Raw genomic sequence first — 21,403 nt, 5'->3', positions numbered from 1 at the left:
TCACCTCGTAGTTTCTTGTGTCAACCGATAAATATATTCTGCTTCTACATCCACCCGGCATCCATATTGCTGCATGCCATCACCACACTGTCGATTCCCAGAAGGATCAGATAGACGCCGATGATGAAGCCTGCGGAAAACAGAGCTATGGCAGGCCAGATGATCATGAAACAGCCCAGGATGATTCCAAAAATATTTACGATCATAGTAAAGTAACAGAAAAATTTTCCTGCCAGGCGGACCAGCGGGAGGTGGGTCAGTCTGGAAACGGAATGGGCGATGAACCAGATTGGGAGAAGCAAGGTCATGATCAGTTCTCCGGCGTTTGGATACATCAGAAGCATTAAGCCGGCAAGAAGACTCAAAATACCGGATATCAGGGCAACTGTAGGTGCAAAACCAACATAATGCTCCGTCTTTGCATAAAATACGATATCTGAGATTCCTGTAATCACAGCGAGAATGCCATATACGACGGTGATTCCCCGGATAGTATTTCCAGGATTAAATAAGGTGTAGATTCCAAGAAGGATCAGCAGGATTCCCTCGATGAGTTCCAGCCATCCATAGCGTGAACGTCTTCTCATTTTTCCTCACTCTCCTCTTTGTTCAAAATTTCCATAAACTCTTCACCGGTTATGGTCTCTTTTTCGTAAAGGAACATGGCCAGTTCATCCAGTTTTTTACGGTTGTCTGTCAAAATCTTTTTAGCTTTTTCGTGTTCCCGTTTCACAAGCTCTACCACTTTTTCATCAATTTCCTTCTGGGTGTCTGCTGAGCAGGAAAGAGATGCGTCACCACCGAGATACTGGTTGGTAACAGTCTCCATAGCCACCATGTCAAACTCGTCAGTCATTCCATAGCGGGTAATCATGGCTCTTGCAATTTTGGTGGCCTGTTCAATATCGTTAGAAGCGCCAGTAGTAATCTCGCCGAAAACAATTTCCTCTGCAGCACGTCCGCCTGTGAAGGTTGCAATCTTATTTTCCAGCTCTTTCTTTGTCATCAGATACTTATCACCAGTTTCTACCTGCATGGTATAGCCGAGCGCACCGGAGGTACGGGGGATAATGGTGATCTTCTGAACAGGAGCGGAATGGCTCTGAAGGGCTGCCACCAGAGCATGTCCGATTTCATGATAGGAAACCACTTTTTTCTCCTGGTCGGAGAGAACTGCGTTTTTCTTCTGGTAACCTGCGATTACCACCTCAATACTCTCTTCCAGGTCTGCTTCTGTAACCACTGTACGTCCGCTGCGGACTGCGCGAAGAGCTGCCTCGTTAATGATATTTGCCAGCTCGGCTCCGGATGCACCAGATGCCATACGTGCGATGGTGTGGAAATCCACATCATCGGATGCTTTGATTTTTCTTGCATGAACCTTCAGAATTGCTTCACGTCCTGCAAGATCGGGAAGCTCAACCGGTACGCGGCGGTCAAAACGTCCTGGACGGGTAAGTGCCGGGTCAAGGGATTCCGGTCGGTTGGTTGCTGCCAGAATGATAACACCGTTGTTGCCTTCGAAGCCATCCATCTCTGTGAGCAGCTGATTCAGCGTCTGCTCACGCTCATCGTTGCCGCCTACCTGGCCGTCACGTTTTTTACCGATGGCATCAATCTCATCAATGAATACGATACATGGGGCTTTCTCTTTCGCCTGCTTGAAAAGATCACGAACCTTGGAGGCACCCATACCTACAAACATTTCTACGAATTCAGAGCCGGACATGGAAAAGAATGGAACATTCGCTTCTCCGGCAACGGCTTTGGCAAGCATTGTTTTACCGGTACCTGGAGGGCCTACAAGGAGAACACCTTTCGGCATGGAAGCTCCCACGTCTGTGTATTTTTTCGGGTTGTGAAGATAATCTACAATCTCTGCAAGATTTTCCTTGGCTTCATCCTCTCCGGCTACATCGGAGAAACGAATTCCTTCACTGGACTGGACGTAAACCTTTGCATTGCTTTTTCCCATGCCAAATGCCATGGAGTTTTTGCCTCCAGCCTGCTCCATCAGCTTCTTCGCCATATAATTTCCAAGAACTATGAAAATGATCAACGGCAGAAGTCCGGTTACCAGGAAGCTGAGAATCGGGGAGGTCTGCTGGTCGATGTCCTTGGTAAAGGTGGCACCGCACTCATACAGACGGTCGGTGAGATCGGGGTCATTCATAAGACCGGTTTTATAAATTTTTTCGTTGTTCTTATCGGTAAAGACGATCTGGTTATCTTCTACTTCTACTTTACCGATGTTTTTTTCATTGATCATGCTCATGAAGGTACCATAATCGGTTTCTTCTACCTGATGCTCCATCAAGATTGGGGAAACCACCAGGTTAAAGACGATCAGCACCAGAAGCACAATGCTGTAGTAGTAGACCAACGGCTTTTTTGGGGTTTTTACTTCTTTCATGGTTGTAATCCTTTCTTATGTAAACTAATAGTGTCTACTCTTCTGCCTCTTTCTTCTCTTCCAGGCGCTGGGCTTCAATAGCCTCCAGCGATACCAGAAGCGCCCGGTTTACTGCCTGCATGGCAAAATCAAGGGCGTATTCTGCGGTGAGGATTTTCTCCTCCGTTCCCGGGAGCACATTTCCAAATATTGGCTCCTTATTTTTCAATTTTATGTTTTCTTCCTCCAGCACTTTTCCAACTGCTGCCTCCACCTGGTCGTAGACACCTGCCAGCTTCATTACACAGTCTGTCTTGGAATATCGAAGTCTGTTTTCCAAAGTGATACGGCTTTCCTGACATTCCTGCCGGAGATTCTGGATCTGTTGGTGGAGTCTTTCCGCATCCATACTCTCTGCCAGCTGAATCCGGCTGTGGGTCTGTTCCAGTTTTTTATCCAGCTCGTACATTTTTACGGATAAAATTTCATGTGCCATATATGGTTCCCTCCTCTCCTTGCGGATTACGTTATCACTTCCAGCCTTCCTCAAACAGGATCTAAAGCGTGTTTGAAAAAGGCATTCTGCAAAATGTGCGTCACAATCACGCTCCGTAATCCTAATAATTTTATTCTAGTACAAGCAAAAGAAAGTGTCGATAGTCAGAAATTTCACCGTGTATAGACAAAACGGGCAAAGTGTAAAAAATACACCTCGCCCGTTTGATCTCTTATTTAGTTTCCTCCATGTATTTGCATCCGGCCTCTGGATTCTATTTCCAGTCAGTCTCCGCCATATACCGCTATATCTATATCGCTTCTTTCTGTATTGTTTCCCCTTGCACGCGATCTAAACAATATAACTTTCCTGACAGAATACCTCTTAGCAAACGTTACAATATCTTTTACAACCCTTTCCGGAAGATCATAGCCCATACTTTGCCGCCTCCATTTCCTGCAAATACAGTCAAACGATATTTTATAGTTCTTCTGGAGCATTCTTTCCCATCATAATCAAATAGACTTCGTGTACGATCATATCCAGATTCTTCGTATCCTCCGGTGTCCAGTCCTGGAAAATACCAAAGATAGCATGGCTGTGGTAACGGAGGATCAGTTTCAGCTCCTGGCGGCTATAATTCTGGTACAGATTTTTTTCTTCCACAATGCTCTCAAACAACTCGTAGGTTCCTTGCATAAGGGTTTGTTCCAGTTCTTTGCCATAATTACTTTCTATGCCTTTCCGCACTTCGGGTATAGCATTGATGGCAAAAACAAACAGATACTTCAGCGCTGCTTCTGCGCCGCCTTGCTCTTTGCACGCCTCCAGCAACCGCCTGGTTCCCTGCTTTATGCTCCACTGGATCAGATCCGGTATTCCTTCGAAATGGTAGTAAAATGCCTGCCTGGTGATCTGGCACTCTTCCACAATATCCTTTACTGTAAGCTTCTTTACCTTTTTCTCCAGAATCAGCTTACGGGCTGCTTCTGCGATGATCTCTTTCATGTCCATATACTGTGGTTCTCTTTCCTTTATCCGATGTTGAATCATAAAAAGGCTCAAATTCTTATACCTTGATAGCTACATGCAAATCATATTATCGGGAGCAACAACCAACTACCGCTCATACAATTTCACAGGTTATATATCTTTAACAATTTTCCCACTGCATTTTCCTATGACGCTTATACCCACTGCATTTTCCAATAATGCTTATATTCATACTTTGAGTTTCTAATTTGACTCTTCTGAATCTGCAATATTTTCCTCATCTACAGTATCTTGTTTCTCTGGTACCACTGCATCTTCTCGCGCCTGCATAGCGGCTCTCTCACGAATGCTCTTCTTCGGGGCGGCCGGTTGAGATTGCTGGGAGGATTTCTTCCTGGCTGGGTCTACTGCAAATTTGCGTTCCGGCTCAGCCTTGGCAACTTTGCCTAAACGGGTGGCACCCCAAAGTAAAAACAGCGGAAGTACAATGGCTGTAAAAAGAAGCCCCAGATTCATCAATCCTGCAAAAAACAGAATTACCTGCATGACAATCTCTGTTATAAGAAGAGATATGGCCAGTTTCACAGAAAATCTGCTCTTATCTACTCTGTTGGAATTTTTTACAGATAGAAATCCAACTACAACTTCCCAGATTCCTACTGCAATAAAACAAATACCAATCCCTTTCAGAAGCCCACTTCCCACACCGGCATTCTCAAGAAGTTCTACATACTCTGCTGTTCCTTTATCTGCTTCCAACGCTGTCATAAAGAAATTGATTCCATACATAATCGTGGAGGTAATGGCTGAAAACATCAGGAAAATACCGCCAAACATCAGACACATCCTGCCATTCATCGCCTGCCGTGTCACCTTCATCCTCTCAAATTGATCCATAATCAGACCTGCCTCTCTTTTTTTGCAAACCAACAAAAACACAATTTTAATATTAGTCTAACATATCACCTTTCGTTTTTCAATGTACAGGTTCCTGTTCGTGTAACAAACATTATGGGTTACGATTCTCGATCTTCGCAGAAACAGGCTCTAGCTTAATAATTACCTTTACTTTCCAGATTCAGCTTTATATAATGTATTAGAGTGTGTTTGAAGCACAAGTTACATGTGAAAGGCAGGTTTTACCAATGAACTGCAATAAAAAAGATCTTTTACTTTATGCCGTTACTGACCGCAGCTGGTTAAATGGCAGAACTTTATATGACCAGGTCGAAGAAGCCTTAAAAGGTGGAGCTACCTTCATTCAGCTACGCGAAAAAAATCTGGATACAGATAGTTTTCTCAAAGAAGCTGCGGAAATCAAAGAGTTATGTGCGCGCTATCATGTACCATTCGTGATCAATGACAATGTAGAAATTGCAAAAGAAATCAATGCCGATGGCGTTCATGTAGGGCAGGAGGATATGGCTGCTGGTAATGCCAGAGCCATCCTCGGTTCTGACAAAATCATCGGCGTTTCTGCGCATACAGTTGAAGAGGCTGTTCTTGCTGAAAAAAATGGCGCAGATTATCTGGGAGTAGGTGCCGCATTCCAAACCGGAACCAAAAAAGATGCCGGCAATATCAGCCATGAAACTATAAAACAAATATGTGAGGCTGTAAATATTCCCGTTATTGCCATTGGCGGAATTACACATGACAATGTAATGGAACTGGCTGGAAGCGGTATCTGTGGAATTGCAGTTGTAAGTGCCATCTTTGCAGCTGAAGATATTACAAAAGCAACCAGAGAGCTTAAAGAGCTTACTCTCAAAATGAAAGATTCTACTTGTATTTCCAAAGACAATGCATCTTCCAGGAAAGGAATTTCATGTTAAGGGGTGCCATCTGGGATCTGGATGGTACGATTCTGGATTCTATGTCAGCCTGGGATCATGTAGGCGAAAATTACCTGCGAAACCAGGGAATTGAACCTGAACCGGATCTGGATGAAGCAATCGCCACTATGAGTCTCCACCAGGCAGCTGACTATTTTATTGAGCACTATGGTGTAAAACAGACCCGAGATGAATTGATCAAGAGTGCTGTAGCAATTGTAGATGATTTCTACCGCTATGAAGCTCAGCTGAAGCCTCATCTGAAAGAATTTCTGGCTCAGCTTCATGAGACCGGAGTCAAAATGTGTATCGCCACTGCTACAGAGCGCTCCCTCGTGGAAGCTGCCCTGGCACGTTGCGGAGTGCTTGATTATTTCAGCGAAATCTTTACCTGCTCCTCTGTGGGTGCCGGAAAGGACGAACCAACCATTTATCGGGAAGCCTTGAAATTTCTTGGTACTGACCGAACCAATACCATGGTCTTTGAAGATTCTCTTCATGCCCTTACTACAGCTAAGAAAGATGGCTTCTATACCACTGCTGTGTACGACTCTCATGAAGAAAATCAAGAGGAAATACAGCGTCTGGCAAACTGTCGGATTCATGATTACGGTGAACCGGAAGAGTTTATTGATTTTACAAAAAATCTATAGAACTTTTTATTTGTCGGGAAGCTTAATTGCTTCCCGATATTCTTTATTCAACCAAGTATCTACTACATTGACGCAGGATGATTTCTTCATATGCAAGATGGAGGAAGGAGCCGTAGCGAGCTACGGCAACTGAATTCGGGCAAAATATACCGCAAAGTGGAGCGTACAGATTGCAGGAATGATTTTTCAAACAGATTCTAGCTTATCTGCCACTTCACATGACTGCCCCTCTCGTCCTTGCTGACGATCAGCTGATCTTCAATCTCCTGCTTCAACTCGGTCACATGAGAGATAATTCCAATCAGCTTGCTTCCTCCCGCCAGTTCCTGAAGAACCTTCACAGCCTGCTCCCTGGAATGCTCATCAAGAGAACCAAATCCTTCATCCACGAACATCACATCCAAATGTATAGCAGCAGAGCTCTCCTGGATCTGATCTGCCATTCCAAGTGCCAATGCCAGAGCTGCCATAAAGGACTCTCCTCCGGAAAGGGTACGGACTTCACGCTCTTTGCCGGTAACATTAGAATATACCATAAGATCCAAACCGCGGTTCTTTCCTTTCCCCGCATTCTCCTCGTCCACCATACGAAGCTCAAACTGTCCGGCAGACATATCTGCAAAACGGCGATTGGCCGCATAAAGAATCTTCTCCAGGTAATATCTCTGCACATAGGTTTCAAGATCCATACGGTTTCCAGACATATTTCCAGACAACAGCTTATAAAGAGTTTCCAGCTTGGTATGCTTTTCAATGATCTTGCCCCGCTTCTCCATCTGGGGACTAAGAATATCATATGCCCCTTTATCAGCTTTATACTGTTCTTTATAAAGATCCAGCTTCGTCTGGGTCTGAAGCCGTATTTTCTCAGCTTCCTCCATCTGGGACTTCGCAGCTTCCAGATCTGGCTTGCTCCTGCCATCTATGGCTTTTCCAGCTGTTTCTGCAGTGGTCTGTGCGGCTAGTTTTTTTCGCTGCCAGCTATCTGCTTCTTTTTGCAAAAGCTCCGCTGTTTCACGGGTATAGTTCTCTGCTATATCCGCCCATTCTGCCTCTGTCATATTCTTCTCATTCATCAGAGTCTGATAAAAGGCCTGCCGCTCCTGGTAAAGCTTCTGGTGATCCGGAAGCTCCCCTTCAAATCGCTTAATCAGGCTGGTACAGTTAACCAGCTCTTCAGAAGACGCTTTTTCTTTCTTTTCAGCTTCCTTGGAAGCAGCTTCTGCAGCTTTCCATTTTTCTTTTGCCTGGTTAAACTCTGTCATAGCTGCCTCTTCTGATGGGTATTCCCGGGAATCATTCAGCTGCTTCAGAAGAGCTTCTGCGCTCTTGGCTGACGCAGCTGCCGCAGTCAGCTTTTGTCCACATTCCTCTACGGCAGTTTTTCCTGATTTCTTCTGCTCTTCTACCTGTCCCAAAGCATCCTGAAGATTACGCAATGTTTTCTGGGCTGTATTAAGTCTTATACCCTCTTCCTGCAATAAAGTTTTCCAGGCTCCAAGAAGTGTTTGTATCTGCTTCAGCAAGGCATTCCAATTACACTCTTTATCCGCCATCTGATTCAGAGCTGCACCAGTGCCTTCGGAATTTCTGCTCTCCTGGAATTTTTTTATATTGTCTCCCAAAGAATCAAATACTTTCAGCATTCCAGCTTCCGGGAACTGCTCATGATCATTTAAAATACGCGTGCACAGCTTCCTTCCTGTCTCTTCCAAAAGTCGTTCTTTTTCTGCAACTATATCTACGGCTGACCTTGCTTCACCGGCAGACTGTTCCTGCCTGTTTCGAAGCTCAGAAACTTCTTTTTCTGCCAGCTCCAATTGCTCACGGGTAAGATCTCTATGAAGGGTAGAAGCTATACATGGATTCGGATGTTCTATTGCGCCGCATACAGGACATGGTTTCCCCGGCTGAAGTTCTCGCGCCAGAAAACCAGCCTGCTCATCCAGAAAAATTCTCCGCATAGACTCATATTCCTGGCTCTTTGCGTCATATCTGGTTCTATTCTTCTGGTATGTCTCTCGTGCTTTCTTCGCCAGTTTTTTCTGTGTTTCTACACCTTTAAGAAGGTCTTCCGTTTCTTGTACTTCAATGCCAAGTACTTCCAGTTCCTGATTTTTCCCTTTCCAGACAGCAATTTTCTCATTAGTGTCGGTCAGCTTCTCTGACTGAGCCCTCCAGTCTGCTTCCTGCTTCTCTATTTTCTCCAGATCTTCTCTGGCTTTGCGGTCTGCGGCCTGCGCTGCGGTCAGATTTTGCTGGCTGGTCTTTACACTTTTTTCTGCTTCCTTGATCTGCTTAAGGAGCTTCACCTCTTTATTTACACGCTCATAAATAGTGGTGTATGCTTTAAGTTCCCTCTCCGCTGTTTCTTTCGCAGCCTTCGCTGTCCAAATGGCAGATTGTGACTGTTCCTTTAATAAAGGAACGTGTTCCTGCTGCTCCTTTAAGGCACTCTCACAGGTCTGCATATTATGCAAGGCATCCTGACAGCGTACGTATTCACCTTTTATTTCGTATGCTTTCTTAATTTTCTCTGACAGGATGGTCTTTTCCCCTATTTGTGTTTCCGTTTTCCCACATTCAGAGAGCTGAACCTCAGCGGTTTCTAGCTGCGCATATAAATTCATCAGCTGAATGGAACTGTTGTAGATATCCCTTTTTTCGTCACGGAGTTTTGATGCGGATTGTAATTCTTCCGAGGTAAAATTCACACTTTTCTCCAGTGTTCTGCATAGCTCTCCCAGATGCTCCAGGAAGCAATCCATCACTACAATTTCACCATTCAAAACCTGCTTTTTTAACCCTTCTATTTCCTGCCACTGGTCATATTCCTGGGGAATTACCACATGAGCAGCTTCGGTCTGGCAGGCCGTCTTAATCTGCGCAATATCTTTCTCCAATGCACGCTTGCGGTTCATCAGCTCATCCACAATATTCTGGTAAAGTTCCGTGTTAAATAACTTCCGAAAGATTACTTTCTTATCGTCAGACTTCGCACGAAGAAGCTCCATAAATTCTCCCTGTGCGATCATGGCTACCTGCATAAACTGGCTTTTGGTAAGACCGAGGATCTCTCCCAGCTTACTGTCGGCTTCCTTCTGGGGATATTCGGTACCATCCGGCATGATCAGACTGACAGAACCGGCAACTTCACGGCTACCCGTATTCTTCCCAGCGCCTCTTGTGAGAAGCTTCAGATGCCTTGGGACACGCCGCACTGTATAGAGCTGGCAATCTGCTCCTGTCCCTTCTGAAAAAACAAGTTCTACAAATGGCTCTACATTCAGCTCCACATACTGGCTCTGCAGTACAACGCCCTCTTTCTTATTGGTACTGGAGCTCGCCTCGCCGTAAAGAGCAAACACAATGGCATCAAATATAGTTGTCTTTCCTGCACCGGTATCTCCCGTTACAAGAAACAAATTCTGATTAGGTTCCCGAAAATCAATCTGTGTCAGTTTTCCGTAGGAGCCAAATGCCTGCATCGTAAGTTTCACAGGTCTCATTTCGTCACCTCCTGTACTGTATTGATAATATCCTGAAGAATTTCCTGCTCTTCCATGTCCGTATTTCCCAGGAACTGGCAGCAAAGCTCAAAAGGATTCAGCTCACGCTCGCCAGAAGTGCGTCTGGTATAGTCTGCCTGCCGTATTGTCTCACGGCGTATCTCCAGAAGTCCAGGAAATGCCAGACGCAGACGGTCCTGCATATCAATCACATCCAGATCTACTTTGTCTGTAAGAATTACTGTCACGTAGTCTCTACAGCTCTGTGCCAGAACACTCTCCAAATCGCCTTTGATCACCTTTATCTGACGCAATGGTTCCAATGGAATTACTTCTGTGGTAATTTCGTCTTTTTGCTTTATGTCAACCATTATAATTCCCTTATTCTGACCTGCTTCACTTACAGAACATGCCAGAGGGGTTCCACAATAACGGTAAAACTCACTGTCAACTTTCATTGGCTTGTGAATATGTCCCAACGCCGCATAGTCAAATTTCTGCAAAATATCAGCAGATACCTGGTCAATATTTCCCACAGTACGGATCTCTGAATCCATTCGCTCTACTTCTTCTGCATTCTCCCCTACCGGCAAATAAAACTGATGGCTGACCAGAATATTTCTCTGGGTTATGTCAACCTGTTCACGTTCTATCAATCTGTGGATCGTATCATTGTAAGAAAGATTGTTTCCATTCCCGTCTGTACCAGTGATCATCTTCACCATGGAAGGCTTCACAAAGGGAAGCAGATAAAAGTTCACTGGACCATATTCATCCTGGAGCACTACTTTCTCAATGTGATCTTCTTCTGTCTGAGGCGGCATTCCGATCATATATATCTTCTGGCGGTCAAGTACACTCCGAAAGCAATTCACACGGGGCGCGCTGTCGTGGTTTCCGCTGATCATCATAATCACAGAATCTGGAACTGCTTTTCGCAGCTTTCCGATAAAATGATCAAACACCTCCACCGCTTCTGCTGACGGAACTGCTTTGTCATAGATATCCCCTGCGATCACGATCGCATCAGGTGCTTTCTCTGCGGCCTTCTGAATTATTTGATCCAGTATATATTCCTGATCTTCTCTGAGATCACGATTAATTAACTTCAAACCAATGTGTAAATCTGATAAGTGAAATATTCTCATAAACCGTTCCCCATTCTTATCTTCTCAAAATTCCAGTTAAACTATATATTTACCGATTGCATATATAAAACCAACTTCATAGCCCTATACATTTCTGTTATATTCTTTCTCAATCCAAGCCATCAACACATCTACTATGTATTCCTGCTGCTCTTCTGCGAGCTGCACTCCTGCTGGAATTCTATGCCACTTATACAGACATCCCCGACAGCAACAGCCAGTAGCATGCTGAGCCAGGAATACAGGATGTCCTCGCATTGGAGTCTGTTTGCCATCATTTGGGATCTGGGCCGGAGCCAGGCGCGTTCGCACAAAATCTGCGGCATGGCTGCGGATGGTATCCATTCCCTTCTCCTGGATATACTGTATATCCTTGTCCTTCAAATGGAAGCGGCTGCGGAAATTTGAGCGGGACAGGCGGGCAAACAAATCACAAAACCGTTCCTGTTCCGGACTATATTTTCGCAAATATTTCTCATAACCAGCCAGTGTTTCCGCTATTTTCAGGTTGAGATCCGAACTGTTATAAGTATAATTTTCATCCTCTAGCCGAAAATAGAAATCTATATTAGCTTTTCGCTTATTATTTCCACGCGTGATTCCTCTACCGCTGTTTCGGGAATTATTACCATTCGTCTTATTGTTAATTCCATTATTTTTTCCTTGCGCTCCTGTGTCTTCTTCCTTCACCAGAAGTTTCACTTGCGCTGCATGCTTCTTCAGCAGCGGAATAATACAGAAATACAGCCGGTCGTCTTCCATGTGAAGATACCCTAATACCTGTCTATTTTTATTCATAAGCTGGATCTGGTTCCCGTGGAAGGCTTTTGGAAAAAGATATTCGCCTGGGCGTAAACTGGCTATAAGCCAGCCTTCTGGAGAGGATTCTTCCGAAGCCACAAATGCCTTAAATCGATAAATTCTCTGACCTTTTCCATCCGTGCTCTCTGGTTTCGTCAGGGAATCTAAAACCAGTAATGGATTTACATATTGCATAGAAAGATATTCAAACAGTTTCGCCTGGACGCGAAAACGGTACTCCTTCAAATCTGGCATACAGGATAGATCTTCGACGTTTATAGCATTCTCCGTTCTCTCAAGAAGAGCGGCGGTAGCATGACGAAGACTGGTAAGAAAAAGTGTGAAATCTTCTTCCTCCGGATCCCACATATATTTCCCGTGGGCAGCCTGATAATACAGCTTCCCCTGGGCTTCCTTTCGTTCTTCTTCAGAGAGATTCATACTATAGTGCAGATAAATATTCCTTGGTATAAAAGCAGCCTCGTTCAGTTCACCAGACCATTCCTGGCGCTGCTCCCACTTCCCAGATCTATGATTGTCTGTGCCATGGGCTTCTGTTCCCTGTACGCTCTTCGTTTCCCACTTATCGCTCTGGCTCAGTATCCGGTACGCTTCATTTATCTCCTGTGCACGCTGAATATGCGCTTCCCCTACTTCATTCAATGAGTCCGGATGAAAACGGCTGATCATCTTATGATATTTTCGCTTAATCTCCCTTTCATCATCCTCCTGGGTAATACCAAGAAGGTTCATTGCCTGCTGCCTGTTCATTTTATGTCTTCCTATTACTTTTATTTTCTCTATAACTTTTGTTTATGATGTTTTTTCAGTATACCTTATTTTGTTACAAAGGGCTATAAATTTCCAGTTTAACTTAAATGGGATAAAGTCATTTCCAAATGGGATTAATTCGACATTGTTATGATTTATGGCTGGGAAGCTAGTTCCCAGCCATTTTTCTGATGTGTTTTGTTATAATGTTATCGGATGTGTTTCGAAAATCTTTCGTTTTCTTATTGATCTTAGGTATTTTGGTTGATCTTTAGTGGCTTATGAATCTTTAGTAATTTACAAATCTTTGGTAGAACACAGAACTTTCGTACTTCTAAGTTCTTTTGTACTTTTAGGACCTTTTGTACTTTTAGATTCTTTTGTACTTTATGACTTTCTTTCGTATCTCAGATTTCTTAAGTGTTTTTCGTATTTCTCTTTCGTTGATGTATTTATACTACCATATCTGTCGTCTTTTGTCACCTGGCAAAGTGAACATATTTTCGATTGTATTTTCATCTATTTTTTATTCTATGAATATATTACACCAATACCAGCATTGCGATCCCGACTATCACTAGAAGGGGAATTGCTATGTAAATCAAGCCTCCCAGGACTAATCCGATCAGGACAAGGGGTAGAAAGATCAGACGAAAAAAGATTTTCGTGATTCCCCAGGTTGCGCGGAAGGCAAGTCCGATCATTTTGCCAAATATACCAAACATTAAAATGATAAATAGCAGCGTCAACATAAATTGTCACCTCGTTTTCTTTTCGGGCATTATACACTATGGTCTGCCCTTTACTGTAATTAACGACTTACTGAGAATTTTCACTTCAAATAAAGAAAAAAATTTCCAAACATAATCCTAAGAGCATGGCATTTTCAAAAACAATGTAAGCAAATCCCTACAAGAGATCAATAAAATTTATGATTCCCGCAAAAAGCCCCCTGCGGAATATTCCGCAAGGGGGCGATCATTTACGCAAGCAACGAACCAACGTCCATGCTTGCATGGAACCTTGGCGATTGCCGCGATAACGAGACAAATTTCATCGAGCACATTTTATCTCGTTTACTATACAATTATATACTTCGCTTAAGCCATCATCGGCTCAAGTGCCTTAGCCAGTTTCTCTTTCTCAGCTTCAGCCTCTGCAAGATCTTTGCCAAGGGTGGTGTAATAGATCTTGATCTTCGGCTCTGTTCCGGATGGACGAACGACTACAGTCTCATTGTTCTCCAGCTTGTAGATCAGAACGTTTGCTGCCGGAAGGCCTGTCTCCTCAGGTTTCTTATAATCCGTAACCTTCACAACCTTGTAGCCTGCAATATCAGCTGGTGGGTTGTCACGGAATTTCTGCATGATTCCTGCCATGGTATCCATTCCGCTAAGCCCTGGGAATTCGAAGCTGTCAACCTTGTTCAGGTAACGGCCATACTGTGCATAAATCTCCTCAAGTCTCTGCTTCAGAGAGCTTCCAATGCTTCTATAATATGCAGCCATCTCGCAGATCAGCATAGATCCGATAATCGCATCTTTATCACGTACGTATGGTCCAGCAAGATATCCGTAGCTCTCCTCAAATCCAAAGATGAAACGGTCCACTTCGCCAGCAGCCTCAAGCTGTGCGATCTGGTCGCCGATCCACTTAAATCCGGTAAGTACGCTTCTAAGCTCTACGCCATAGTGCTCTGCAACTGCGTCTGCAAGAGGTGTGGAAACGATAGATTTTACTGCAACCGGATTCTTCGGCATTGTGCCTTTCTCAATGCGGCCAGCAGCGATATAGTCAAGAAGAAGAACGCCAACCTCATTACCGCTAACCAGCTCATAAGATCCATCCGGGCATTTCATAGCAATACCAACACGGTCTGCATCCGGGTCAGTAGCAAGCATAAGGTCTGCTCCTGTCTCCTTGGCAAGCTTCAGGCCCTGCTCCAGAGCTGCGAAAATCTCCGGGTTCGGGTAGCTGCATGTGGTAAAGTATCCGTTCGGATATTCCTGATCCGGAACGATAGTAACGTCTGTGATTCCAATATCCTTCAAAATCTGAGTTACCGGTACAAGTCCGGAACCATTCAGCGGGCTGTAAACCAGCTTCAGACCTGCTGTCTTGCAAAGACCTGGACGAACCTGGCGGGACTCGATTGCATCATAAAGGGCACGTTTGCAGTCGTCGCCAACAAAACGGATCAGACCTTCCTCAACGCCCTCTGCAAAGGACATATATTTCGCACCAGTCAGAACATCTGTCTTCTGGATCTCGTCATAAACGATTGCTGCAGCGTCGTCTGTCATCTGGCAGCCATCCGGACCGTAAGCCTTATATCCATTATATTTAGCAGGGTTATGGGATGCGGTAACCATAATACCTGCGTTGCACTCATAGTAACGTGTTGCAAAGGAAAGTGCCGGTACAGGCATTAATGCATCATAAATTCTGACCTTGATTCCATTGGCAGCCAGAACTCCTGCTGCTGTCTTGGCAAATACATCGCTCTTCAGACGGCTGTCGTAGCTGATAGCAACTGTCTGAGTGCCGCCCTGAGTTTTCACCCAGTTCGCAAGACCCTGTGTAGCCTGACGTACTACATAAATATTCATACGGTTGGTACCTGCTCCGAGAACTCCACGAAGTCCTGCTGTACCAAATTTCAGAGCTACTGCAAAGCGTTCTTTGATTTCTTCGTCGTTTCCTTCAATCTTAGATAATTCTGGTTTCAGATCTGCATCCTCGAGATCCGCTGCCATCCAGCGCTTGTACTCTTCGTTATACATTTTAACCACTCCTGCCATTGTTATTCTGTTAAATTTGTCTATTATTACTACAGATATAATTAATATACCACATTTTTCACGAAACGGCAATATAACCGACAAATTTCTACCAGACAATTTTTCTCTGTTTTTTCTGCAAATTCTGACAACTGATTACCCGATTTACATATTTAAAATTTAGGTATAGCGCTTCCTCTATTTTTACGCTATAATGAGATAGCGTGTGAAAGTAATCATCCCGGTTACTCCCACCTTATCCACTTTACATAATTCGAAAAAATAACCCGCAGCCATACCCAGCAGCTGCAGAACGGAGGAGATTATGGAAATTGTTTGCTTAGACTTAGAAGGTGTGCTTGTCCCGGAGATCTGGATCGCATTTGCCGAAGAGACCGGCATTCCGGAGTTGAAACGAACCACAAGGGACGAGCCTAATTACGATAAATTAATGAAATACCGCCTGAACATTCTGAAGGAACATGGTCTTGGCCTGAAGGAAATCCAGGAGACCATTGCCAAGATTGATCCGCTTCCTGGTGCGAAGGAATTTCTGGACAAATTAAGGGCACAGACCCAGGTTATCATCCTCAGTGACACATTTTCCCAGTTTGCAGGCCCTCTTATGAAAAAACTGGGCTACCCCACCATCTTCTGCAACTCTCTGGTGGTAGGCGAAAACGGCGAGATCACCGATTTCAAAATGCGCTGTGAAAAATCCAAATACACCACAGTCAAGGCACTTCAGTCTATCGGCTATGACACTATTGCCAGCGGAGACAGCCACAATGACCTTGGCATGATCCAGGCAAGCAAGGCCGGATTCCTGTTTAAGAGTACCGACGCGATCAAGGCTGAATATCCGGAGATCCCGGCTTACGAGACTTACGATGAACTGTATGACGCAATTATGAATGTAATTAACGGTTAACATAAAACGAGACTTGCTTTTTATCTATCTCATAGAAAACAAGTCTCATTTTTCATCTGGTTTCTGTAGACACAGCAGTTGGGCAACTGATATTCCTAAGCAGGGCATTTCAGGTGCGCTGCACCGACCTGCGCGAAATATTAGTTGCCCAACCGCATCCCCCTTATATCTTCTTCACACTCTCCCGCTCAATAAACTGCGTGCACATCTGCATCTTAATCTTAATCCCGTCATTGTCTTTCAGAATATCCCGCAGACGCCTTACAACCGCTCTTCCCATCTCCTGCTTCGGCACCCGGAGTGTAGTCAGAGGCGGATAAGAAATTGAGGAAAACGTAAGATCATCAAATCCTACAATAGAGACGTCCTCCGGAATCCGGATCCCGAATTCTGCCATGGCTTTCATAGCCCCCAGGGCGATCATATCATTGTCTGCGAAGAAAGCTGTAGGCAGCTTCACTTTTTCAGACAAATACCGCTTCATATTCTCGTAAGCACCGTCGATAGTAGTTGCCATTGTAAAAATATAGTCTTTATTCAAGGGAAGTCCCGCCTTTTGCAGCGCTGTCTGATATCCTGCAAAACGGGACCGGAAAGGTTTGATCCGGAAATCTCCCCGCAGATAACCAATCTCTTTATGTCCATTGGCGATAAGATATTCCGTAGCCATACGCGCGGAATCCGCATTGTTGATCAACATGGCGTCAAAACTCATGTCCTCTTTCCAGTAATCAATCACAACAAACGGGCAGGACATTCCACGGATCAGGTCAATATCCGCATCCACCATTTCTGTACCAAGAAGGATCACCGCAGAGGCCTTGTCATTCATGATCCATTTCGCCTGCTCCTGATACCCCGGATTCCTTTTATCCAGGTTGCACATCTGCATTTCCATTCCGCAGGCGCGGCATTCCTGCTCCACCCCGGAGATCAGCTGGATAAAAAATGGGGAATCCTCGACTACAGAACCATCCCGCTTAAACATGACAAACTTTATCTTCCGAATGTGGTTCTCCTCGAAATACCCAAGATCCTGCGCCACTTTAAAAATCTTCGCAGAGGTTTCAGCATTCACACCTTTTTTGTAATTTAATGCATTTGAAACAGTTGCTGGAGAAAATCCTGTGATCTCACTGATTTTCCTCACACTCACTTTCATTTTAGGTCCTCCTCTGTCAGTAAAAATAATGCCTTACATCTGCTGCCGGCTGGGACTGGTCATCCGCAGTTCCCGCCAGTCCCACTCCTGCCAGCCACAAAAAGACGTTGCAAAAACAAGCCATCACCTGTTATTCGCAGCGTCTTCTCTGATCATTTTATGCCGGGAAAGCAACTCCCGCTCTTAAAATTATGTTCGGATAAGGTGTAAACTCACCTGTACGGATTGCAAATTTGCACTGTGCAGACATCTTTTTCAGATCTACATGGTCAATTCTGCTCTCCTCTGCCTCAGGAAGGCTCTGCTGAATATATGCAAGAAGCTCCGGATTTTTTTCTTCAATCTCATTTGCAATGGTGTAGGCTTCCACTTCTGTCTCCGCCAGCACCGCATCCATCACCTGTTTAAAGGTGGGAACTCCTCCGCATACAACCAGGTCTACAATCTCCACACCCTTTGGAATGGGCATTCCTGCATCACCGATCATAAACAGATCTTTGTGTCCCAGCTCTGCGATGCAACGGATCAGCTGGGCATTTAAAATCCCTGATTTTTTCATGCTATTGCCTCTCTTTATTTGTTCTCGTTTCTTGCCTGAAGTGCCATCTTCGCCTGAAGATTTCTCTGTGTCTGGTCAATTACAACTGCAAGGATGATAACCAAACCACGGATAACCTTCTGCCAGAACTCAGATACACCACACATTGTCATACCATCATTGATAACACCGATAACGAATGCACCAACTACAGTTCCGATGATCGTTCCAGAACCACCGCTCATGGAAGTACCGCCAAGTACGGTAGCTGCGATGGCATTCATTTCCCAGCCATCACCAGATGCCGGATGTGCTGCGGAAAGCTGTGCGGTGTTGATCATACCAACCCATGCTGCACAGAAGCCGGAGATCATGTAAACGATAATTTTAATCTTGTCTGCTTTGATACCGGAAAGGCGGGCAGATTTCTCGTTGCCGCCGACTGCAAGTACATACCATCCAAATGGAAGCTTTTTCAGGATGATAACAGAAATAATTGCAAGTACTGCGAAAATGTAAACACCAGTAGGAATACCAGCAATGTTGCTTCCAAGGATCTTGAAGCCTGTGTTGCCAAGTCCGTCATAACCTTTGATATCGGAGAATGTTGCACCGTTGGAACGAAGGTTTGCAAAACCACGGCAGATGTACATGGTACCAAGGGTAGCGATAAATGGTGCTACACCTAATTTTGTTACAATAAGACCGTTGACTGCACCGATGATACAACCAACAACCAGCATGGTAATAATGATTACCGGAACGCTGAAGTAAAGAGTTACGCCTGCAAATTTCAGTGTGATGCCTTCCTGGATCATACCGCCGGCAAGCATACCAACAAGTCCGACTACAGAACCAACGGAAAGGTCAATACCACCGGTAATGATTACGAATGTCATACCAAGTGCAAGGATTCCGTACAGGGCTACGTGCTTGGCAACCATGGTCAGTGTAGATGCTGACAGGAATGTAGTTCCTTTTACAATGGTGAAAAAGATGACCAGGAGTACCAGTACAATAAAGGTACGTCCTTTTAACAGTGTCATTAACAACTGATTATTATTTGATTTTTTGTTATTCATTGTTCTGCTCCTCCCCGGCTTACGCATTTCTTCCGGTTCCAAGTCCGGCATAAGATGTACGTACAAGTGTGTCTTCTGTGATCTCATCTCCGGTCAGCTCGCCGGTCTTTTTGCCATTTGACAATACAACGATCCTGTCTGCAATCGCCATGATCTCTTTCAGCTCAGATGAGATAACGATAATGGAAAGTCCTTTTTCCGCAAGGTCGTGAATGATCTCAAAGACCTCAGTCTTTGCACCGATATCAATACCACGGGAAGGCTCATCCAGAAGTAAGATCTTCGGCTTGGTCAAAAGTCCTTTGCCGATTACAACCTTCTGCTGGTTTCCACCGGACAGTGACAGGATTGGAAGTCTCTTGTCCGCCACTTTAATATGGATATCCTTGATCTGCTCGTCAACTGCCGCATTCTCTGCTTTCTCGTCAAGGAACAGACCTTTTACATAATCCTTCATAGAAGAAATAGCGGTATTCTTGCCGATATCAAGAGTCTGGATCAAGCCCTGGCTCTGACGGTCCTCAGGTACAAGAGCAAAACCGTTTTTGATCTGGGCGGCAACATCTTTGATATTTAGCTTTTTGCCCTCATAGAGTACATCACCGGTGTGCTCCGGATGAAGTCCCATCAGGCACTCAAACAGCTCGCTTCGTCCAGCTCCCAGAAGTCCGTAAACACCAAGGACCTCGCCCTTTTTCAGATCCAGGCTTACGTGGTCAAGAGTCCAGCCGCCGCCTTTTTTCGGAAGGCACATATCCTTAATTTCCAGCACCTTCGGCTGTTTGGAAAGGTCAATGCTTCTCTCAAAACGGTGATACTGGGTGTTCTTTCCAACCATATTCTCTACGATCCAGCTGAGCTCAATGTCCTTTACATCAGCATCTGCAACGTATTTTCCATCACGAAGAATGGTAACGTGATCGCCAATCTCCATAATTTCTTCCAGACGATGGGAAATATATACGATGGAAATTCCTGCTTCCAGAAGCTCTCTCATAATCTTGAAAAGCACCTTAACCTCTGCGGCAGAAAGAGAGGACGTAGGCTCATCCATGATCAGGACACGTAAGTCATCCTGGTTCAGGTTTCGTGCAATTTCCACCATCTGCTGCTGTCCTACACGAAGATCTCCAACCATGGTTTCCGGTGGAATTTCATGTTCCAGACGCTGCAGGATTTTTTTCGCCCCCTCTGAATGGGCCTTGTCATCCAGGAAAAAGCCTTTCTTTTTCTCATGTCCCATAAAAATATTCTGGTAAACTGTCATATTCGGGAAAAGAGAAAGCTCCTGGTGGATGATTCCGATACCTTTTGCACGGGCTGCATTGGTATCCTTGAAGTAAACCTCCTGGCCGTCCATGTACATCTTACCTGCTGAAGGCTGCTCGATTCCGGCGATCATCTTCATCAGGGTGGATTTTCCGGCACCGTTCTCACCGATCAGAACGTTTACCTTTCCTTTCAGAAGATCGAAGGAAACCTGATCCAGAGCTTTGGTTCCGGGATAAATCTTATCAATTTTTTCACAATGGAGAACAACATTCGGATCATCAAACATAATGCTTCCTCCTTTTATTCAATCGTCAGCTCAACTGCTGTAACAGATACTGCATCTGTACCGGCTTCTGCGCCGCCTGTAAATGTAACAGTCTTGCCAACTACATTTTCGTCGATTCCAAGTGGGTCAATTACCTGTGCAAGCGCCTGCTTGTTCAGTTCTTTTCCATAGCTTGACCATTCTGTCTGGTTGGTAAAGCTTTCAAAATTCTTCAGAGACTGAAGATCACGGATGGCTGTGCTGGAGTTCGGTCCATCTGTCCGGACCTGAACCTCTGTAGTTCCGGTATATCCATCCAGTTCTACTATCAGATAATGTTTCGGGGTGTCTGTATTGTATTCTTTGATTTTTCCTGTGCCTTTTACTGCAGTTGTTTCTGTAATGCCATCACCATTTAATAATTCAGAAAGATCCTGTGCCTTGTCGGAAATGTCCGCTACAACGGCTCCCCAGTCACCCTGGGACTCTGCTGCGGAATCAAATTCCTGTTTTCCTGTATAAGAAGCTTCTTCGCCAATGGGCACTACAGTTACAACACCACAGCCGGTAAAGGTTACTGCTGTACATGCGGCCAGAACTGCCAAAATTCTTCTGCTTTTCATAATCATCTCTCCCTGCTTTCTATTATAAAAGGCGGCGCTGGCGCACCGCCTTCCAAAGCGTGTTTAAAAAGACTTTCTGCAAAATATACCACAAAGTGGGGCATGCAGATTGTGCGAATAATTTTTCAAACACTCGTTCATTTTTTATAAAA

Annotated in this window: 20 protein-coding genes and 1 pseudogene; 5 read left to right on the top strand and 16 right to left on the bottom strand. The window is 44.7% G+C overall.

All coding sequences use genetic code 11. The features are described 5' to 3' along the window. Positions 1-44 precede the first annotated feature (44 nt). From ACTQ50_RS05050 to ACTQ50_RS05025, 6 genes and pseudogenes are all read right to left on the bottom strand, one after another. Positions 45-587, bottom strand: coding sequence for an HdeD family acid-resistance protein (locus ACTQ50_RS05050; protein WP_368361512.1), 543 nt, complete (start codon positions 585-587; stop codon positions 45-47). Further along, positions 584-2,413 carry an ATP-dependent zinc metalloprotease FtsH gene (gene ftsH / locus ACTQ50_RS05045; RefSeq protein WP_441483236.1) on the bottom strand — a complete coding sequence of 610 codons (1,830 nt, stop codon included), beginning with the start codon at positions 2,411-2,413 and terminating at the stop codon, positions 584-586. Before ftsH ends, ACTQ50_RS05050 begins: the two co-directional genes overlap by 4 nt. A 34-nt stretch (positions 2,414-2,447) precedes the next feature. Beyond that, entirely contained in the window at positions 2,448-2,888 is a 441-nt protein-coding gene (locus ACTQ50_RS05040) for a hypothetical protein (RefSeq protein ID WP_441483235.1), read from the bottom strand. 287 nt (positions 2,889-3,175) lie between these two features. Beyond that, positions 3,176-3,325, bottom strand: a pseudogene (locus ACTQ50_RS05035) (nucleotidyltransferase family protein); the annotation flags it as partial. A gap of 43 nt (positions 3,326-3,368) precedes the next feature. Further along, positions 3,369-3,902, bottom strand: a complete 534-nt coding sequence (locus tag ACTQ50_RS05030) for a TetR/AcrR family transcriptional regulator (protein WP_441483234.1) — start codon at positions 3,900-3,902, stop codon at positions 3,369-3,371. A gap of 222 nt (positions 3,903-4,124) precedes the next feature. After that, entirely contained in the window at positions 4,125-4,778 is a 654-nt protein-coding gene (locus ACTQ50_RS05025) for a hypothetical protein (RefSeq protein ID WP_441483233.1), read from the bottom strand. A 248-nt stretch (positions 4,779-5,026) separates the two neighbouring features. Between ACTQ50_RS05025 and thiE the strand changes: the two genes are divergently transcribed. Next, a complete protein-coding gene (thiE, locus tag ACTQ50_RS05020; RefSeq protein ID WP_173772274.1) occupies positions 5,027-5,716 on the top strand; it encodes a thiamine phosphate synthase in 690 nt (229 codons plus the stop codon). Then, positions 5,710-6,369 carry an HAD family hydrolase gene (locus tag ACTQ50_RS05015; protein ID WP_441483232.1) on the top strand — a complete coding sequence of 220 codons (660 nt, stop codon included), beginning with the start codon at positions 5,710-5,712 and terminating at the stop codon, positions 6,367-6,369. Before thiE ends, ACTQ50_RS05015 begins: the two co-directional genes overlap by 7 nt. A gap of 43 nt (positions 6,370-6,412) precedes the next feature. Here ACTQ50_RS05015 and ACTQ50_RS05010 read toward each other — a convergent pair whose 3' ends face one another. After that, a complete protein-coding gene (locus tag ACTQ50_RS05010) occupies positions 6,413-6,517 on the bottom strand; it encodes a hypothetical protein (RefSeq protein ID WP_319017145.1) in 105 nt (34 codons plus the stop codon). On the opposite strand from ACTQ50_RS05010, the gene ACTQ50_RS05005 reads away from it, so the two are divergent. Continuing rightward, positions 6,503-6,613, top strand: coding sequence for a DUF6783 domain-containing protein (locus ACTQ50_RS05005; RefSeq protein ID WP_441483263.1), 111 nt, complete (start codon positions 6,503-6,505; stop codon positions 6,611-6,613). The genes ACTQ50_RS05010 and ACTQ50_RS05005 overlap by 15 nt on opposite strands. Here the strand turns inward: ACTQ50_RS05005 and ACTQ50_RS05000 are convergent. From ACTQ50_RS05000 to ACTQ50_RS04985, 4 genes are all read right to left on the bottom strand, one after another. After that, the gene (locus tag ACTQ50_RS05000; protein WP_441483231.1) at positions 6,567-9,878 is read right to left on the bottom strand and encodes an SbcC/MukB-like Walker B domain-containing protein; all 3,312 of its coding nucleotides are present in this window, start codon (positions 9,876-9,878) and stop codon (positions 6,567-6,569) included. The genes ACTQ50_RS05005 and ACTQ50_RS05000 overlap by 47 nt on opposite strands. After that, entirely contained in the window at positions 9,875-11,026 is a 1,152-nt protein-coding gene (locus ACTQ50_RS04995; RefSeq protein ID WP_441483230.1) for an exonuclease SbcCD subunit D, read from the bottom strand. The genes ACTQ50_RS05000 and ACTQ50_RS04995 overlap by 4 nt, the downstream gene beginning before the upstream one ends. An 84-nt stretch (positions 11,027-11,110) precedes the next feature. Continuing rightward, positions 11,111-12,598 (bottom strand): DUF4186 family protein, encoded by a 1,488-nt coding sequence (locus ACTQ50_RS04990; RefSeq protein ID WP_441483229.1) that lies wholly within the window; start codon positions 12,596-12,598, stop codon positions 11,111-11,113. A 1,100-nt stretch (positions 12,599-13,698) separates the two neighbouring features. After that, positions 13,699-15,381 (bottom strand): phospho-sugar mutase, encoded by a 1,683-nt coding sequence (locus ACTQ50_RS04985; RefSeq protein WP_441483228.1) that lies wholly within the window; start codon positions 15,379-15,381, stop codon positions 13,699-13,701. Positions 15,382-15,703: 322 nt separating this feature from the next. Between ACTQ50_RS04985 and thrH the strand changes: the two genes are divergently transcribed. After that, entirely contained in the window at positions 15,704-16,309 is a 606-nt protein-coding gene (gene thrH, locus ACTQ50_RS04980; RefSeq protein WP_441483227.1) for a bifunctional phosphoserine phosphatase/homoserine phosphotransferase ThrH, read from the top strand. A 163-nt stretch (positions 16,310-16,472) separates the two neighbouring features. Here thrH and ACTQ50_RS04975 read toward each other — a convergent pair whose 3' ends face one another. The 5 genes from ACTQ50_RS04975 to ACTQ50_RS04955 all read right to left on the bottom strand — a co-directional run bounded on the left by ACTQ50_RS04975 (position 16,473) and on the right by ACTQ50_RS04955 (position 21,251). Further along, complete coding sequence (locus ACTQ50_RS04975) at positions 16,473-17,471, bottom strand: LacI family DNA-binding transcriptional regulator (RefSeq protein ID WP_441483226.1); 999 nt, start codon at positions 17,469-17,471, stop codon at positions 16,473-16,475. A gap of 157 nt (positions 17,472-17,628) precedes the next feature. Next, positions 17,629-18,030, bottom strand: a complete 402-nt coding sequence (gene rbsD / locus ACTQ50_RS04970; RefSeq protein WP_173716076.1) for a D-ribose pyranase — start codon at positions 18,028-18,030, stop codon at positions 17,629-17,631. Positions 18,031-18,044: 14 nt separating this feature from the next. Continuing rightward, positions 18,045-19,091 (bottom strand): ABC transporter permease, encoded by a 1,047-nt coding sequence (locus tag ACTQ50_RS04965; protein WP_118582012.1) that lies wholly within the window; start codon positions 19,089-19,091, stop codon positions 18,045-18,047. 19 nt (positions 19,092-19,110) lie between these two features. Continuing rightward, on the bottom strand, positions 19,111-20,649 hold the full coding sequence (locus ACTQ50_RS04960) for a sugar ABC transporter ATP-binding protein (protein ID WP_148463203.1): 1,539 nt from the start codon (positions 20,647-20,649) through the stop codon (positions 19,111-19,113). A 14-nt stretch (positions 20,650-20,663) separates the two neighbouring features. Next, a complete protein-coding gene (locus ACTQ50_RS04955; RefSeq protein WP_173716075.1) occupies positions 20,664-21,251 on the bottom strand; it encodes a DUF2291 family protein in 588 nt (195 codons plus the stop codon). Here ACTQ50_RS04955 and ACTQ50_RS04950 point away from each other — a divergent pair. Then, a complete protein-coding gene (locus ACTQ50_RS04950) occupies positions 21,135-21,401 on the top strand; it encodes a DUF6783 domain-containing protein (RefSeq protein ID WP_441483262.1) in 267 nt (88 codons plus the stop codon). The two genes, ACTQ50_RS04955 and ACTQ50_RS04950, sit on opposite strands and share 117 nt — an antisense overlap. Positions 21,402-21,403 lie beyond the last annotated feature (2 nt).

Source organism: Blautia sp. Sow4_E7 (assembly GCF_052116245.1).
In the GTDB taxonomy this organism is placed as follows: Bacteria; Bacillota; Clostridia; order Lachnospirales; family Lachnospiraceae; genus Blautia_A.
This window is presented reverse-complemented; position numbering and strand designations above follow the sequence as displayed.

Bases quoted from the DNA above. Each gene is read 5' to 3' on its own strand.
- ACTQ50_RS05040 (WP_441483235.1), bottom strand. From the start codon at position 2,888: ATGGCACATGAAATTTTATCCGTAAAAATGTACGAGCTGGATAAAAAA.
- ACTQ50_RS05025 (WP_441483233.1), bottom strand. From the start codon at position 4,778: ATGGATCAATTTGAGAGGATGAAGGTGACACGGCAGGCGATGAATGGC.
- ACTQ50_RS05015 (WP_441483232.1), top strand. From the start codon at position 5,710: ATGTTAAGGGGTGCCATCTGGGATCTGGATGGTACGATTCTGGATTCT.
- thrH (WP_441483227.1), top strand. From the start codon at position 15,704: ATGGAAATTGTTTGCTTAGACTTAGAAGGTGTGCTTGTCCCGGAGATC.
- ACTQ50_RS04965 (WP_118582012.1), bottom strand. From the start codon at position 19,091: ATGAATAACAAAAAATCAAATAATAATCAGTTGTTAATGACACTGTTA.
- ftsH (WP_441483236.1), bottom strand. From the start codon at position 2,413: ATGAAAGAAGTAAAAACCCCAAAAAAGCCGTTGGTCTACTACTACAGC.
- thiE (WP_173772274.1), top strand. From the start codon at position 5,027: ATGAACTGCAATAAAAAAGATCTTTTACTTTATGCCGTTACTGACCGC.
- ACTQ50_RS05030 (WP_441483234.1), bottom strand. From the start codon at position 3,902: ATGGACATGAAAGAGATCATCGCAGAAGCAGCCCGTAAGCTGATTCTG.
- ACTQ50_RS04990 (WP_441483229.1), bottom strand. From the start codon at position 12,598: ATGAACAGGCAGCAGGCAATGAACCTTCTTGGTATTACCCAGGAGGAT.
- rbsD (WP_173716076.1), bottom strand. From the start codon at position 18,030: ATGAAAAAATCAGGGATTTTAAATGCCCAGCTGATCCGTTGCATCGCA.
- ACTQ50_RS04975 (WP_441483226.1), bottom strand. From the start codon at position 17,471: ATGAAAGTGAGTGTGAGGAAAATCAGTGAGATCACAGGATTTTCTCCA.
- ACTQ50_RS05050 (WP_368361512.1), bottom strand. From the start codon at position 587: ATGAGAAGACGTTCACGCTATGGATGGCTGGAACTCATCGAGGGAATC.
- ACTQ50_RS05000 (WP_441483231.1), bottom strand. From the start codon at position 9,878: ATGAGACCTGTGAAACTTACGATGCAGGCATTTGGCTCCTACGGAAAA.
- ACTQ50_RS04955 (WP_173716075.1), bottom strand. From the start codon at position 21,251: ATGAAAAGCAGAAGAATTTTGGCAGTTCTGGCCGCATGTACAGCAGTA.
- ACTQ50_RS04985 (WP_441483228.1), bottom strand. From the start codon at position 15,381: ATGTATAACGAAGAGTACAAGCGCTGGATGGCAGCGGATCTCGAGGAT.
- ACTQ50_RS04960 (WP_148463203.1), bottom strand. From the start codon at position 20,649: ATGTTTGATGATCCGAATGTTGTTCTCCATTGTGAAAAAATTGATAAG.
- ACTQ50_RS04995 (WP_441483230.1), bottom strand. From the start codon at position 11,026: ATGAGAATATTTCACTTATCAGATTTACACATTGGTTTGAAGTTAATT.